Here is a 14,427-nt window from a genome sequence, read left to right on the forward strand (position 1 = left end):
CCATCAGGTGCCCGAGATCGACCTGACCGGCTGTCAGGGCGGCCGCTAAGCGATATCGACGGACATGATCCACGCGCCTGCCTCACGGAGGTCACATCGATGACCGCCGATGACCCACCTTGCACCCTCCGCACCGCCCGAGATGCCACTACACGGACGCCGCGGGTGGATGCATTCGTGAGCCGGTACCCACTATCGCAACCAGGGAGATGTAGATGCACGACGAGGCGCTGAACCCGACGCCGTCAGCCTATGCTTATCCACTGCTGATCAAGCACCTGCTGCATACGCCACTCGCCCACGCGCCCAACCAGGAGATCGTCTACAGAGGGCAGAAACGGTTGACCTACAGGACGCTGGACGAACGCATCGCGCGGCTCGCCAGCGGTCTGAGCCGACTCGGAGCGCAGCATGGCAGTACCGTCGCGGTCATGGACTGGGACAGTCATCGCTATCTCGAATGCTACTTCGCGATCCCGATGATGGGTGCCGTCTTGCAGACGGTGAACGTGCGGCTCTCGCCTTCGGAAATCGCCTACACCATCAATCACGCCGGCGCGGAGATCCTGCTCGTTCACACCGATTTTCTATCTGTGGTCGAAGCGATCAGGGACAAGCTCGAAACGGTGCGCACATTCGTCTGGATCGGTGAGGAAGGCAGCGAAGCGTGCGCGCACACGATTCCGTTCGCTGAAGAATATGAGTGCATGCTTGCCAGGAGCGAGCCCAGCTATGCGTTCCCGGATTTCGACGAGAACACACGGGCCACCACGTTCTACACGACAGGCACCACCGGCTTGCCCAAGGGCGTCTACTTCTCACATCGGCAACTGGTGCTGCACACGATTACCGGTATGGCCGCGCTGGCGAGCCCGGTGTCGGGGCAACGCTTTCATCGCGGCGACGTGTACATGCCCCTTACCCCGATGTTTCATGTTCACGCCTGGGGCATGCCCTACATCGCCACCGTGCTCGGTGTGAAGCAGGTTTATCCAGGACGCTATGTGCCGGAGCGGCTCGTGCAACTGATACGCGACGAAGCAGTCACGTTCTCGCACTGCGTCGGCACGATTCTGCACATGCTGTTGGGCTGTCCAGAGGCAAAGGATGTCGATCTGGGCAAGTGGAAAGTCATCATCGGCGGCGGCGCATTGCCTCACGGCCTCGCGCGCGCGGCGCTCGATCGTGGCATCGATATCTTTACCGGCTACGGCATGTCCGAGACGTGCCCCATGCTGAGCCTCGCGCAGTTGAAACCGGGCAGTGGGGGCATCGACACGGACGAGGCGGTGCGCCTGCGCTGCAAGACCGGTTATCCCGTGCCGCTCGTCGACTTGCGCATCGTGAATGAGGACATGGAAGACGTCGCGCACGACGGCAAGGCATACGGAGAGATCGTCGTGCGCGCACCGTGGCTTACCCAGGGCTATCTGAAGAATCCGGAGGCGTCCGGGCAGCTCTGGGAAGGTGGCTATCTGCATACCCAGGATATTGCCAACATCGACGCTACGGGCAATCTGCAGATCACCGATCGCATCAAGGACGTGATCAAGTCAGGCGGCGAGTGGGTCTCGTCGCTCGAAATCGAGAGCCTGATATCGCAGCATCCAGGTGTTGCGGAAGTTGCCGTGATCGGTGTCAAGGATGAGAAGTGGGGCGAACGGCCCGTGGCGCTGGTTGTACCCAGGATGGACCTAACCACAACGCTTACTGAGGATGATGTCAAAAAGCACGTCCTGGCGTTCAGCAAGAAAGGACAGATCTCGAAGTACGCGGTGCCGCAGATCGTCAAGCTCGTCGAGGCGCTCGAAAAAACGAGCGTCGGCAAGCTGAACAAGAAGCGTCTCCGCGAACAGTTTAGCTAACCGGTGAAATTGAGGAGACTAGACGATGAGCATCCCGGGATATAGCGTAGCAACGCTTGACGAGTTCGTTGGCAAGGAGTTGGGCGTATCGGATTGGGTGACCATCGATCAGGCGCGCATCGACGCCTTCGCGCAATGCACGGGCGACAACCAATGGATCCACGTAGACATGGAGCGTGCGGCACGCGAGAGCCCGTTCGGCGGCACGATTGCCGACGGTTATCTGACGCTTTCGTATCTTCGGATTTCATCAGACCCCGTGCTGAAAATCCTGGCATGGTCGCCTCGCTATCGTACCCGTCGCCTGCAATCCGTTTCCGGCGCCTCAGACGCCGGAATCATCTGACCCGGAGGCCTCCCGGCGGCGACGTGGCGGGCAATCAAAGGAAACCAGACCGTCCCCGCCTTCTTCCCAGGCGGGGACGGCCGGTACATCCGGTCTGGCTCAGTGCACGGCCGCGTGAATCTCGGCGATGTAACCGCCCGGGAACTGCACGAGCGCGGCGTCGCGGCCACCCGAGGTGAACGGCTGCACGAGTACGGTCGCGCCGGCCGCCTGCGCTTTCTTCAGCGTGTCGGCGAGATCCTTGACCTCGTAGCCGGTCAACTCGTGCCCGAACGGGTAAGGCAGATGGCCGTCGGTCACGAGGACGGTGATCTTGCCGAAGCCTGATTCGATCCGCACGCGCCGATACGTGTCGGCCGGCCGGCCAATCTCGATGCCTGGAGCCTGGCGGTCATCGGACACGAGCTTGCCGTGCGAGAACACGACGAAATCGTGGATGAGCGCGTTCGCGCGCTTCGGCGACACATACACGCGATTTTCCGGCACCGTCTCCAGCGGATCGTAGTGCGGCGCCTGCTTGTGCCAGTACAGTTGCATGTGCACACCACCCGGCCACGAGATCAGCGCATCACGCCCGATCGGATCTGGGAACGTGTCCACGTATACATCCGCGCCATGCGCCTTCGCCGACTTCACCGCCGCATCCATGTCGGTCACGAGATAGCCGGTGCGCTCACTGCCGAACGGGTACGGAACCGGCGTCTTGAAGCCAAATACTGACAACGTGCCGGCCGGCGTGAACACGAGCTGCGACATCGTCTGGCTCGGCGTCGGCGTCACCTGGAAGACGCCCTGCTGCGACTTATGGCCGCCAAACGTCGCGACGAAGCTGTCGGTGAACCTGTCGACGTCCTCGGGCGCGACGTAGACGTGTGTCGTGTCGTACTGCGGCCCTACGGCCAACGACGGCGCCGCCGCGGGCCTGGCTAGCACCGGGGGGCTGGCTGGCGCCAGCGATGACCCCACGGCGAGTGTGCCCGCGACCAGCGCGGTTACAGCGAGGGAACGGAATTTACGCATGATGTTGAAAGTTCCTCTGTGATGCATGATGGTGAAAGTTCCTTTTTGGGTTCAGTTATGCCTTGCCACGGGACCGGTGAGCGTCGTTGGCCAGATACGTCACGGCAATAAAGGCGGCAATCAGCCCGAGGTGCTCAAAAAAACCGTTCAATGCGATGAAACGTGCATTGCCAGTCAGACTCCAGAAATTGTTGGCGACCAGCATGGCAATGGCGGTCAGTGCGGACAGACCGCCTGCGCCCAGCCAGACAAGCCGGTTGAAAACCACGCAGAAAGAGCCGCCCAGTTCGACGACAATCGCCAGCGTCGCCCACAGCGCCCCTGGATGCAGGCCGAAATGCTCCTGCTCCAGAATGGCGTCATGGAAATGCGCGAGCTTGTCGATGCCCCCGATCAGATACGCAGACACGAGGGCGAGCCGCGCCAGCGGCAGCACCCACGACCGTGCCAGCAACGCGGCCACCCACGACGGATTTCCCTGTAGCGCGCCTGTCCTCACGTCAGACCGCCCAGCAGGAGCAGCCGAGCGCGCCCCAGAAGCCATGCAGGTCCGAGGTCGGCGCATTGGCCGTCCACGCGCGGGCATGCGCGTGACCGTGCACACCGCATGCCGTCGCACAACCACACGACGCCGCTGCGACCTGCTGCAGCGCCGCTTCGCCGTTGCCGCTCGCGTTCTTCCACGCGGCAAAACCACCAAAGCGACGCACCGGCGACCAGTCCGGCATCGCGGGCGGCGGTGCGCTGTCGTCGAACGACGCGAATTCACCCGTGCCGTATACCACCTTGCCACCCACCACGGTCAGCAGCGACGTGGTATCGGCAATCTCGTCCTCAGCGCACGCAAAGAAGTCGCGGTCCGGGACGATCAGGTCGGCAAACTGACCTGCCTCGATCCGGCCTTTCTTGCCCTCCTCATTCGAGAACCAGGTCACATTTTCGGTCCACATGCGCAGGGCTGTTTCGCGATCAAGGCAGTTCCGCTGCGGATACATCTGCAGACCACCCACCGTCCTGCCCGTCACCAGCCACGACAGCGATACCCAGGGGTTGTACGACGCGACCCGTGTTGCGTCCGTACCGGCCGAAGTCCGGATTCCCTTCTCCAGCATCTTCGCAACCGGCGGCGTGGCCTCGGCTGCCTTCGCACCGTAACGCTCGACAAAGTACTCTCCCTGGTACGCCATCCGGTGCTGCACCGCGACGCCACCACCCAGCGCAGCGATTCGGTCCATCGACCTCTCGGAAATCGTCTCGGCGTGATCGAAGAACCAGTTGATGCCGGCAAGCGGCACGTCCCTGTTGACCTTCTCGAACACGTCGAGCGCGCGGCTTATCGTTTCGTCATAGGTCGCATGCATACGCCACGGCCAACGGTTCTCCGCCAGTACGCGCACGACGTCTTCCAGCTCTCCCTCCATCTGCGGGGGCATATCCGGACGCGCGACACGGAAGTCCTCGAAGTCCGCCGCCGAGAACACCAGCATCTCGCCTGCGCCGTTGTGGCGGAAGTAATCGTTACCCTGCTTGTACTTCGACGTCTTCGTCCAGTTCAGGAAGTCTTCCTTCTCCGCCTTCGGCTTTTGCGTGAACAGGTTGTATGCGAGACGGATCGTCAGCTGGCCCTCGTCGGACAGTTTCTGGATAACCTCGTAATCGTCCGGATAGTTCTGGGAGCCGCCGCCCGCGTCGATCGCACCGGTCACGCCCAACCGGTTAAGTTCGCGCATGAAGTGGCGTGTCGAATTCACCTGATAGTCGAACGGCAGCTTCGGACCCTTCGCCAGCGTCGCGTACAGGATCGATGCATTCGGCTGCGCGAGCAGCAGGCCGATCGGATTGCCGGCGCTGTCTCGCATGATCTGTCCTCCCGGGGGCTCCGGCGTGTCCTTCGTGTAGCCGACCACGCGAAGAGCCGCCGCATTCAGTAGCGCGCGATCGTACAAATGCAGAATGAACACGGGTGTATCGGGCGCAACCGCATTCAGCTCTTCGATCGTGGGCAAGCGTTTCTCGTCGAATTGATGCTCGGTGAATCCACCTACCACGCGTACCCATTGCGGCGCCGGAGTGACGGCAACCTGCTCGCGCAGCATGTCCATCGCGGTGGCAATGGAGCGCACGCCATCCCAACGCAGCTCCATGTTGAAGCTCAGTCCGCCGCGAATGATGTGAATGTGATTGTCGATCAGTCCGGGCAGTACTCTGCGCCCCTTCAGGTCGATCACCCGGGTTGATGACCCTGCGAGCAGCAGGACCTCGACGTCGCTGCCCACCGCCGCAAACTTGCCATCCTTGATCGCAACAGCCGTTGCCGTGGGGTTCGAACGATCCAGCGTCGTAACCCGGCCGTTGTGGAGGATCAGGTCCGGTTGAGTAATGGTAATGCTCATGAGTGTTCCTCCTCGTTGCCAACAAGCCCCCGGTTTGCCTGCAACACGGCATGACCCGACCGGGTGCTGGAAAGACGACCGGTTCCGCTCGCCTGATGCGATAGGGCCGGTGGCGTCGAATAACCCAACAATTGCCTCGCGGACGGAATCGCCTGCTCGCCGATCAGCATGCCCAGCAGGCCCAGCAGTGCGACAAGCGGAGGTGCTGGCGAACGTACATTGATCAGGCTATAGATAATGCCGACCAGGATGCCGGCGCCTAGCGATAACAGATAGAGTTTCATTGGTCCTGCCTTGACGTCGAAGTATCGGATTGAAGCGCGCCAGTCGCTCGAGTTAATCACGCAAAGCGGCGAGATCGACTGGCTGCATCGCGAATCAAAGACCGTGGAAACCTACGACTATTCACAGAAAAATCAGACGACTCGATTTAGTCACGCGGCGTCGATAATATGATAAATACATCGTTATCCTGAATAAATAACGATCACCGTGTTGCTGATCGCTGTCACCGGTCAACCTGCACTTCGATTATCGCCACCGGCTCGACCGCGGCGATAATCGACCAAGGCCGAGCGGGTATGACAAATCTTGTTCAGTGTCCCTCGGAACCGCCGAACATTGTCTTCGCATAGATCAGACCTAGTCCGTAACTGCCGCCATGCGCTACCGAGGTTTGAACTGTTTCATTGTAGGTTTCGGTCCGAGCCCAATCGCGTTGCAACTCGAGCAAATACTGCAGCGACGTCATCGGGCGTGCGCCCTGTTGGACGAGACGATCTAGCGCGCGTTGATGCGCTTCGTCCGAAACATCGCCGCACGCATCAGTGATCACGTACACCTCAAACCCCTGATCAAGCGCTGAAAGCGCCGGCCCGACGACACAGACGCTGGTCCAGAGACCCGCCATCACGATGCGTGATTTTCCGATTTCGTTTACGCGAGCTGTGATGCGAGGGTCCTCCCACATATTCATGTTAGTCCGATCGATCGTCGTCTGACCAGGAAATGTCGAGCTGATTTCGTCGAAAATCGGACCGGAGAAGGCCTTTTCTGCGACGGTAGTCAGAATCGTCGACACGCCAAACTCGCGGGCCGCCTTCGCGACCAATGCGACATTGTTGCGCAGAAGAACCGCATCGATCGACTTCGTCGCGAATGCCATCTGCGACTGATGGTCGATCATGATCAATGTGTGATCGTTAGGGGACAAAAGGGTCTTTCCGGGCTTCGCTTGTGCTTGGGTCATCTTCAATACTCCAGTCGATTGGGTATGCGCGACATACATCGATTGCGCGGTTTTTTGCAATCTCTAGCATGCGTTCTCGTGATGTCACATCCACTTCCGAATTCTCACGATACGCATGAAACAGACGGTGCGTGAACGCATGCCGGCGGATGAACTCGACGGTGGTCCACCAGTTCATCAGGCCGCTCGTGCGTTGAGGAGAAGTTTGGATGACATCATCGGTATTAGCCAATTCGAAATACTTGCAAGGCCGATTACTAGCGCTAATCGATCCGACACGTGAAGCGAACCGCGTACTTATCGCGAGGTGCGCCCGGCTGGAGGTTCAGGGCGCCACGCGATACGCTTCTCCGGTAACCATTTCAACGAAATCGAAAATCAGTGAATCGCGCTCTTTCAAACGCGAGGACATTTGAACCGACATCGGCTCCATGTCATTGATGAGCCGATATTTGATTGTCTGCCGAAATGATGTGAACGGGTAGATCGCACCGGTCACTACTTCTAGTCCCTGTTCGATCAGCCTAGATGGCCCCAATCGATGCTGTTTTTTTTGCGCGGCGATTTGCTGCGCCGTGTTCATCTCGTGGCGCTCAACCGTGATGGCCAGATATAGCGCCTGAAACTGGATCAACGCGAGCAGGATGAACGGCGGATTGGCATCTCCAATGTGGCCAACCGAGGGCTTGAAACTCTGATAGCCCGCCGCTTCCCGAATAACCCGTAGCGCCTGCTCTACCTGCCGGATGATGGCATAGACGCTGTCGCGTAGTGCTCGCTTGGCAGAGTCAACGTTACACCACGCCGATCACGGTTGAGCAGGCGCACCTAAACGCGCCTATCGACCGGAGGCGCGAGGCGCCGTAGTGCGGGCTTGCGCGCAACGCGCTTCTTCAGCCGCCAGATCGAGAAAGTCAAGTATCAGTGAATTGCGTTCGTTTGTGCGCGACAGCATCTGGACCGTTACGGGCTTGAGGCCGTTGATCTGCCGGTAGCGCAAAGTTTTTGGGAGCGACGAGAATAAGTATGTAGTGCCGATCATTGCGCCGAGCCCTTGTTCGACGAGCGTGACGCCAACTTGTACCTGCGTCGTTTTATAGATAAAGTTTGGGGTGAAGCCGGCTCGCTGGAACTGGGCAACCATCGAGTCATAAAGCGGCGCATTGACCGCACGTGCCGAGCCGATCAGGCGCTCCTGCGCAAGATCGCAAAGGTTCAGGCAGTCGACGTTTGCCAGGCGGTGATCGCTGCGCATCAACAAGACCCAGTCTGCTTCGAACAGCGGCTGAACCAGTATGTCGTCGTTATCTGGTGCAGTGTCGACCAGTACGCCGAAGCCGATGTCGATATGTTCCTTAGTCAGCGCGGTGATCTGCTGCGCCGTGTTCATCTCGTGGCGCTCGATCGTGATGTCCGGATATAGTGTCTGCAGACGAATGAGCGCGGGCGGAATAAACGGCAGATTCGCGTACTCGACCAGACCGATCGAGAGCCTGGATTCTCGACTGCCCGCGGCATCCTGCGCCTCACGCAACGCGCGCTCAACCTCAGCGAATATGGCATCGGCGCTGTTCCGCAGAGCCTCGCCCGAAGCGGTCAGCGTCACGCCGCGCCGGTCGCGGTTCAGTAATTGCGCGCCCACCAGTTCTTCCAGTTTCGCAATCTGCTGGCTAAGCGCAGATTGCGTTATCGACGCCAGGTCGGCCGCCCGGCCGAAATGGAGTTCCCGCGCAAGAATCGAGAAGTAGCGCAGTTGACGCAATTCAATCGCTTTCATGTGGCTCTCAAGTCGAAGGTCCGTTGTCAGTCCGGCAGATCGCTGCCGTCCACTGCTTGCGGGTATTGGCCAGGTGCGCCACGCCGACCCCGGCTACCGAACGTAGAAAACGAACCAGGCGCGCCTCTCGCACTGTCGGTCTCGGCGACACCGATTCAGTCGGGCCGAACTCTTGCAACAAGCACAACCAGAAGCCTTCCACATGCTTCTTCGCAAAACGGCGATATCGACGTGCTCGCCTGGGCGCAAGCCTCGTCTCTCCAGTTCGAGCTGGCCCACGCTGCTCCGGCACATCCGTTACTTTCTGGCGGTCGTCTCTGCTTCATCTGCAACACTCCTGCTGCTTGCGCAGGCTTAAGTGTGTTGCATCCACCGGTTGAATCCGCATTTGCAAGCGGTCGTTCTGAGTGAATCGGTTGGCCACGGGCACCAAACGCCGCGGTAGAACGCGACCACGAGCGGTCTTTGCGCCAGCCGAGCGGCCGACGATACGTTGTTGCCGTCCTGGTCTTTCAGCCTGAAATACGGCGTACGGTGTCCGGCCTTGATTTTGTGCCGCCCGCCTGACCGCTCGCGATCGGTTCGGCAGCATGACCGGATGTATTACCGGCGCCGCGTTGCAGGGGGATGCTTGGCCGCCTTGAAGTCGGCCCTCAAGGCGTCGAGTGTCTCCCGCATCGACATGACACTTCTCCATAGATTCCTGAAGGCTGGACGAATCACGCGGCAGAGGGCGTAGCGGGCACGTGCTCGGGCTTCGTCCACTCGTTGCCCTTCATGAAAGCGTCGTACGGTGTATGCACGATGTGATTCGTGTAGTTGCTCATGACCTTGGTTGCGACACCGAGAATCACTTCGAGCACGTTGCGGCGTGTATAGCCGGCCGCGAGGAAGGCTTCCACTTCCGCGTCCGGAACGAATCCGCGTTCGCGCACGACAATCGTCGTGAAGCGATGTAGCGCCTCCAGCTTCGCGTCCGGCAACGCCGCGCCGGCGCGAAGCGCGGCGATCACTGCCGGGTCCATCTTGATCATCTTTGCGAGCGTGCTGTGGCCCGCCATGCAGTAGTGGCAGTTGTTCTCAAAGTTCGACGTCAGATAGACGACCTGCTGCTCGTGAGGCGTGAGTGTGCTTTTAGCAAAGAGATCCCACAGCGCCGTATAGCCGGCGAGCAGTTCCGGTGATTCGGCCATGTGCGCCTGGAGGTTCGGTACAAAACCGAAGGTACGCTTCGCTTCTTCAAGGGTGGGCTTCGACGCTACGGGTGCGGTGGCGATCGTGTAGGACTGGAAGGAATTCATGATCTGCTTCTTGTCGGTTGACGGTGAGTAGATGATGAAGCGCAAGGCGCTCGAGAAGAAGATGGGCGCTATCGATAACAGTCATTCCCCGCAGGAATGGACCGCGCCCTCAACGACGCAGGCTCCAGTGGCATGTTCGCTATCCGCACAACAGCCCGATTAGTTTCCTCATGCGTCGAATCGCTTGGCATGCACCGCGCAATGCCGAACCATACTGGCCTCAGATTGGGATCAGGGATTACCCCGCAAATCGAAATTCACCCTTGTGAACAAACTGCTTAATTACGAGCGATCGCTTTCCTAGACTTGGTATCACCTGCTACGGACAACAGTTCGCAGCAAATCCAGGACTGGAGGTTCATTATGAAATCGCTCATTCAAGCCATTGCAGTTGCCGCGGTACTCGGCGTCCCGACCGTTTCGTTTGCTCAGTCGGACGCCAGCGCCGCCATGAACAACTCCGCTGTGTCAGGCTACGGTGGTGTGGCCGATGACACATCGGTGTCGGGTTCACATCATCCGCTTCGCGCACTAGATCATTCGATCCATTCGATGGAACATGCGATCCGTGCGTCGATTCGCCGCGACCCCAATGACGGCATGAAACCGATTTACTTTGGTGCACGTTAGGCCCTAACGTTTCCCAGTCGTTGTCGGCCCGGCCGGCGAGCGCGAGCGCTGCCGCCCAGGCCGATCGCCGCGCCACCGGGGCGGCGGCACGGGTAGTCGCAGGCTTCAGCAGTTGGCGCACGGACCGGTACCCGGGTGTGTCGGCGCTGAGGTGGCGGCGCGCCCTGGCGTTCGCGATGGCGGTGAGGACCGCCGCGATATCACCTGCTGCAACCGTACACCGGCCAGGCGCGCGCTTGCCATCATCCAGCGAGAGCTTCCAGCTCTTCTCGCACAGTTCAAGTGCCATGTACAGCCGGCCACCTGCCGTCGCATTCTGCCCATGAAGGGCTGTGCCAGGCGCATCCAATCGTTCTGTCCTTGTCAGAATTGCGTCCGGTCGCTGAGTTCCCTATTCCATTCCGGAATTATAACTATCGCTCAGTAGCCTCTACTGCCTGGTGGCGTTTGCAGCCAACATGTCGTCACCCAATACTCTTTTGAGGATGACGTCATGAGCAAGCTTTTCAGCCATACGAAAGTCGGACATTTCCATCTGCAACACCGTGTCGTGCTTGCGCCGCTCACGAGAATGCGCACTGAGCCGGGCAACGTCCCGGGTGATCTCATGGTCGAGTACTACACGCAACGTGCGACGGACGGCGGGCTGCTCATTTCCGACGCAACGGCCGTAGCCCAGCTCGGCATTGCTTACGTTGAGGCGCCCGGAATTTATACTGAGGAACACGTTGAGGGCTGGAAGCGGGTGATCGACGCCGTCCATGCCAAGGGTGCTCGTATATTCCTGCAAATGTGGCATGCAGGACGTCAGGCGCATCCGGCCAATACCGACGGCGTCACGCCCGTTGCGCCGTCCGCATTGCGTTCGCTTGAGTACGCTGCGATTCGCGATGAGAACGGCCAGATTGCCGAGGCGGAACTGCCCGTTCCCCGCGCGCTCGAAACGAATGAGATTCCGGGCATTGTCGAGCAATTCCGTCGCAGTGCTGTGCTTGCGAAGCAGGCCGGATTTGACGGCGTTGAGCTTCACGCCGCGAACGGTTACCTGTTCGAACAATTTCTGCTCGATGGGACGAACCACCGAGACGACGTGTACGGCGGTCCGATCGAAAATCGCGCTCGCTTCCTCTTCGATACGCTCGACGCGGTCGTTTCCGTCTGGGGTCCTGGCCGCGTGGCCGTCCGTCTTTCGCCGAGCGGTACGTACGGCACGATGTCCGATAGCGACCCGCATGCGACGTTCGGTTACGTGGCAGAACGGCTGAATCAGTATGATCTCGCCTACCTGCATGTTATTGAGCCTCGCATTCGGGGTATCGTGGAGAAGGAGACGAGCGATCTCGACGTTTCCTCGAAGGACATTCGCCGGATCTACAAAGGCACGATCATCGCCGCGGGCGGCTTCACGCGTGAGAATGCCGAACAGATTATCGTCGACGGCCACGCAGATCTTGTTGCCTTCGGCCGGATGTTCATCTCCAATCCCGATCTGCCGGAACGGCTGCGTAGCGGTGCGCCGCTCAATCGATACGACCGCGCAACGTTTTACGGTGGTGACGCCCGCGGTTATACCGACTACGAGTCGCTGTCTGAGGGTGTCGTGGCCTGATTGAATTCGTAGGGTCGCGAGCAGGGTAGCGGGGTTGTTGACTCCGTCGCCCTTTGAGTGCATCGAGCAAACGTAGGCCGGCGCGCTGCGAGCGGTTATGCGTCGTCGGTATAACTGTTATGAGAAGTGCGGTCTATTCGACGCTACAGTGAGCGTCCAACATTGATGTCACAAAGCCGAGGGGAGCTCGACTGAATGGGGACGCTCGCAGTGATGCGAGCCAGGTGCTTGAGGACTATGGGTTCCGGGATGTTGCAACAGATGTTGAGTATCCACCGGACTGGTGACCGGACCGGCAAGCAATATTGTTGTCCAGATCGCCACTGCAGCGGCAATGCCTCGGCCCGGCTTGCGCCAGATTGTTCCGGGTCTGCCACGGGAGGAGAACAAACCTGGCTCGGAGATGACGACGAGAATGCGCTGCCAGCGACAAGGAAGGCGACCAGGCAGACGTCGAGGGCGACAGGCCGTTCACAGGTGGCACGCAATCGAGTGAAAAGTTCAGACATCGTTGCACCGATCTGAAGTTCGAGCCGTTCGTGGCAAGGACTGGCGAATTTAATCCGCGAGGAGTGGAAAGAAGACGATGGCCTGGCCATTGAGCCGTGGCATATGCACCACGGAATCAAGGAAGTGTCCATCGCCAAAGTCGAATGCCATGACGTTGTCGCGCGCAACGCAATACAAATGTCCGTCGGGACCGAACCGTAAGCCTCGGGGTTGATGGAAGCCGACCCCGGGTGGAGGGGCAAATACACGCACCAGGCTGCCGGTCGAGCGGTCATATTCACGAATGCTCGTCACGGCGTCGGGCGCGCGAAACGGAAATTCGCTGGATACGATGATGTTTCCGTTGGGCGCGATCGCGAGATCCAATGGACTCATTGCGTCGTCCGTGATGAATCGGGACGCTAGCGGCGTGCCGTCTGCGTCGAATACAGCAATGCTGTTTTCCCCTTCGCCCCCCGGGCCGATGCCCGAGGCCAGATAGAGGGTTCCGTCTTCGGCCGACGCGAAACCGCGGGGAAACGGAACGATCCCTGTAGGTAGGACCTTTTGCGGCGCACCGGCAAGATCGGCGGCAAACGCGACGATTGTCCGTGCGCTGCGCATGCCGACCAGGTATTTGCCGTCGGGTGCAAGGTTGCCGCCTCCCGCATTGAGCCCCGGGATCTCTCCTGTGTCCCGTACCACATTTCCGCTAGCGTCCAGTGCGAGGATTCGATCGCTGCCGCTATTCACATAGAGAAGCCGTCGATTCGCGCTCACGCTCAGGCCGCGGGGATCCGTGATGCGAGGATCCGCGCTAAACGTCCCGCGTGCTGTTCCGTCGAGGGCAAAAGAAAGAAGCGAACCATATCCGTCGCCGTTGGCGCCGGATGCACTGGTGACGAGAATTTGCATGTTGGCGTTCTGCGAAGATAGTCTGTTGCGGTTCGAAGCAGTCTATCTACGTCGGGAGCGCGGCGCCACGCGCCTCGCGGCATAGCAGTTATCGCCTGCGGGAATAGCGCCTGCGACCAGGTCGGGCCGATGCTGACCGCAAGCCGGCTAGCAGCCTGTCACTCATCCATGCACGAAATGCCGTCTTCAGCGAAGCATTCCGGCTCGAACCGCAGGCTGAAGTCGACTCGGCGATACTGTTTCAAGGGCAAGCGCGCTCGGTGAGGACCTCATTGCCTGTCTGAGGGTTCTGCCGTGAATTGGCGCATTGAAGTCTCGCGAGTTCTGAGGCGAGGATTATCTCTCTGCCGTTCGACGGCATATCTCGTCCGCGGGACCGCGGGCGGTAGATCGCATCGCCGCCGCGGATAGGTTTGCCGCTCAATGCGCAGCGTCCCGATGAGCGGGCGGAAAGGATACGGCGGAGCGTAACGGCCCGCTGAGAGAGGATGTCTGTGCCGCACGCCTTGGCTGAAGACTAGTCTTTGCGCGGTGGGAAAACTATTGTACGGTCGGTTACGGTCTGTCTTCCTTCGCGTAATTGCTCTATACAAACGGCAAGCCGGTCGCAGCGTGTGTGCCAGCTCCAGTCGAAGTCGCACAGCGGCTTGAAGTTGCCCAGGCGTGCATCGCGGATACGTCGCTCCAGCGAACGGTCAATTGGTCTGGCGGCATGCCTTTCGCTCGCCACGATCACCGTGGGGGGCGACAATGATTTCGTCCGGTGTACCGACATTCATCTTGGCCGGTAGTGAGGAGTCGGAGGCGGCGTAGCCGCCGGAGACGACGAACTG

The 14,427-nt window shown here is 59.9% G+C and carries 14 protein-coding genes and 1 pseudogene; 4 read left to right on the forward strand and 11 right to left on the reverse strand.

Annotated features, from left to right (window positions below; genetic code table 11):
• Positions 1-215 precede the first annotated feature (215 nt).
• Together P3T16_RS34150 and P3T16_RS34155 are read left to right on the forward strand one after the other, a co-directional pair.
• On the forward strand, positions 216-1,865 hold the full coding sequence (locus P3T16_RS34150; RefSeq protein WP_429345577.1) for a fatty acid--CoA ligase: 1,650 nt from the start codon (positions 216-218) through the stop codon (positions 1,863-1,865).
• A 25-nt stretch (positions 1,866-1,890) separates the two neighbouring features.
• Positions 1,891-2,106: pseudogene (locus P3T16_RS34155) on the forward strand (MaoC/PaaZ C-terminal domain-containing protein); the annotation flags it as partial.
• Positions 2,107-2,310: 204 nt separating this feature from the next.
• Here the strand turns inward: P3T16_RS34155 and P3T16_RS34160 are convergent.
• From P3T16_RS34160 to P3T16_RS34200, 9 genes are all read right to left on the reverse strand, one after another.
• Positions 2,311-3,231: a glyoxalase gene (locus P3T16_RS34160; protein WP_429345578.1), complete on the reverse strand. Its 921-nt coding sequence runs from the start codon at positions 3,229-3,231 to the stop codon at positions 2,311-2,313.
• 55 nt (positions 3,232-3,286) lie between these two features.
• Positions 3,287-3,694 carry a DoxX family protein gene (locus P3T16_RS34165; RefSeq protein ID WP_429345579.1) on the reverse strand — a complete coding sequence of 136 codons (408 nt, stop codon included), beginning with the start codon at positions 3,692-3,694 and terminating at the stop codon, positions 3,287-3,289.
• Positions 3,695-3,731: 37 nt separating this feature from the next.
• Complete coding sequence (locus tag P3T16_RS34170; protein WP_429345580.1) at positions 3,732-5,624, reverse strand: amidohydrolase; 1,893 nt, start codon at positions 5,622-5,624, stop codon at positions 3,732-3,734.
• Positions 5,621-5,908, reverse strand: a complete 288-nt coding sequence (locus tag P3T16_RS34175) for a DUF1427 family protein (RefSeq protein ID WP_429345581.1) — start codon at positions 5,906-5,908, stop codon at positions 5,621-5,623. Before P3T16_RS34175 ends, P3T16_RS34170 begins: the two co-directional genes overlap by 4 nt.
• Positions 5,909-6,219: 311 nt before the next feature.
• A complete protein-coding gene (locus P3T16_RS34180; protein WP_429345587.1) occupies positions 6,220-6,873 on the reverse strand; it encodes a hydrolase in 654 nt (217 codons plus the stop codon).
• A gap of 325 nt (positions 6,874-7,198) precedes the next feature.
• A complete protein-coding gene (locus P3T16_RS34185) occupies positions 7,199-7,507 on the reverse strand; it encodes a hypothetical protein (protein ID WP_429345582.1) in 309 nt (102 codons plus the stop codon).
• 204 nt (positions 7,508-7,711) lie between these two features.
• Entirely contained in the window at positions 7,712-8,650 is a 939-nt protein-coding gene (locus tag P3T16_RS34190) for a LysR substrate-binding domain-containing protein (RefSeq protein WP_429345583.1), read from the reverse strand.
• 354 nt (positions 8,651-9,004) lie between these two features.
• Positions 9,005-9,250 (reverse strand): redoxin family protein, encoded by a 246-nt coding sequence (locus P3T16_RS34195; protein WP_429345588.1) that lies wholly within the window; start codon positions 9,248-9,250, stop codon positions 9,005-9,007.
• A 119-nt stretch (positions 9,251-9,369) separates the two neighbouring features.
• On the reverse strand, positions 9,370-9,951 hold the full coding sequence (locus P3T16_RS34200) for a carboxymuconolactone decarboxylase family protein (RefSeq protein WP_429345584.1): 582 nt from the start codon (positions 9,949-9,951) through the stop codon (positions 9,370-9,372).
• A gap of 363 nt (positions 9,952-10,314) precedes the next feature.
• Between P3T16_RS34200 and P3T16_RS34205 the strand changes: the two genes are divergently transcribed.
• Both P3T16_RS34205 and P3T16_RS34210 read left to right on the forward strand, forming a co-directional pair.
• Positions 10,315-10,581 carry a hypothetical protein gene (locus tag P3T16_RS34205; protein WP_429256615.1) on the forward strand — a complete coding sequence of 89 codons (267 nt, stop codon included), beginning with the start codon at positions 10,315-10,317 and terminating at the stop codon, positions 10,579-10,581.
• Between the two features lie 493 nt (positions 10,582-11,074).
• On the forward strand, positions 11,075-12,190 hold the full coding sequence (locus P3T16_RS34210) for an alkene reductase (protein ID WP_429345585.1): 1,116 nt from the start codon (positions 11,075-11,077) through the stop codon (positions 12,188-12,190).
• A 558-nt stretch (positions 12,191-12,748) separates the two neighbouring features.
• Here the strand turns inward: P3T16_RS34210 and P3T16_RS34215 are convergent.
• Positions 12,749-13,594, reverse strand: a complete 846-nt coding sequence (locus tag P3T16_RS34215) for a hypothetical protein (protein ID WP_429345586.1) — start codon at positions 13,592-13,594, stop codon at positions 12,749-12,751.
• Between the two features lie 241 nt (positions 13,595-13,835).
• The gene (locus P3T16_RS34220; RefSeq protein WP_429345589.1) at positions 13,836-14,084 is read right to left on the reverse strand and encodes a DUF3331 domain-containing protein; all 249 of its coding nucleotides are present in this window, start codon (positions 14,082-14,084) and stop codon (positions 13,836-13,838) included.
• Between the last annotated feature and the right edge of the window lie 343 nt (positions 14,085-14,427).

Source organism: Paraburkholderia sp. GAS42 (assembly GCF_050436565.1).
In the GTDB taxonomy this organism is placed as follows: Bacteria; Pseudomonadota; Gammaproteobacteria; order Burkholderiales; family Burkholderiaceae; genus Paraburkholderia.

Coding starts and splice junctions, on each gene's coding strand:
- P3T16_RS34200 (WP_429345584.1), bottom strand. CDS start 9,951: ATGAATTCCTTCCAGTCCTACACGATCGCCACCGCACCCGTAGCGTCG.
- P3T16_RS34210 (WP_429345585.1), top strand. CDS start 11,075: ATGAGCAAGCTTTTCAGCCATACGAAAGTCGGACATTTCCATCTGCAA.
- P3T16_RS34150 (WP_429345577.1), top strand. CDS start 216: ATGCACGACGAGGCGCTGAACCCGACGCCGTCAGCCTATGCTTATCCA.
- P3T16_RS34170 (WP_429345580.1), bottom strand. CDS start 5,624: ATGAGCATTACCATTACTCAACCGGACCTGATCCTCCACAACGGCCGG.
- P3T16_RS34205 (WP_429256615.1), top strand. CDS start 10,315: ATGAAATCGCTCATTCAAGCCATTGCAGTTGCCGCGGTACTCGGCGTC.
- P3T16_RS34180 (WP_429345587.1), bottom strand. CDS start 6,873: ATGACCCAAGCACAAGCGAAGCCCGGAAAGACCCTTTTGTCCCCTAAC.
- P3T16_RS34175 (WP_429345581.1), bottom strand. CDS start 5,908: ATGAAACTCTATCTGTTATCGCTAGGCGCCGGCATCCTGGTCGGCATT.
- P3T16_RS34215 (WP_429345586.1), bottom strand. CDS start 13,594: ATGCAAATTCTCGTCACCAGTGCATCCGGCGCCAACGGCGACGGATAT.
- P3T16_RS34190 (WP_429345583.1), bottom strand. CDS start 8,650: ATGAAAGCGATTGAATTGCGTCAACTGCGCTACTTCTCGATTCTTGCG.
- P3T16_RS34160 (WP_429345578.1), bottom strand. CDS start 3,231: ATGCGTAAATTCCGTTCCCTCGCTGTAACCGCGCTGGTCGCGGGCACA.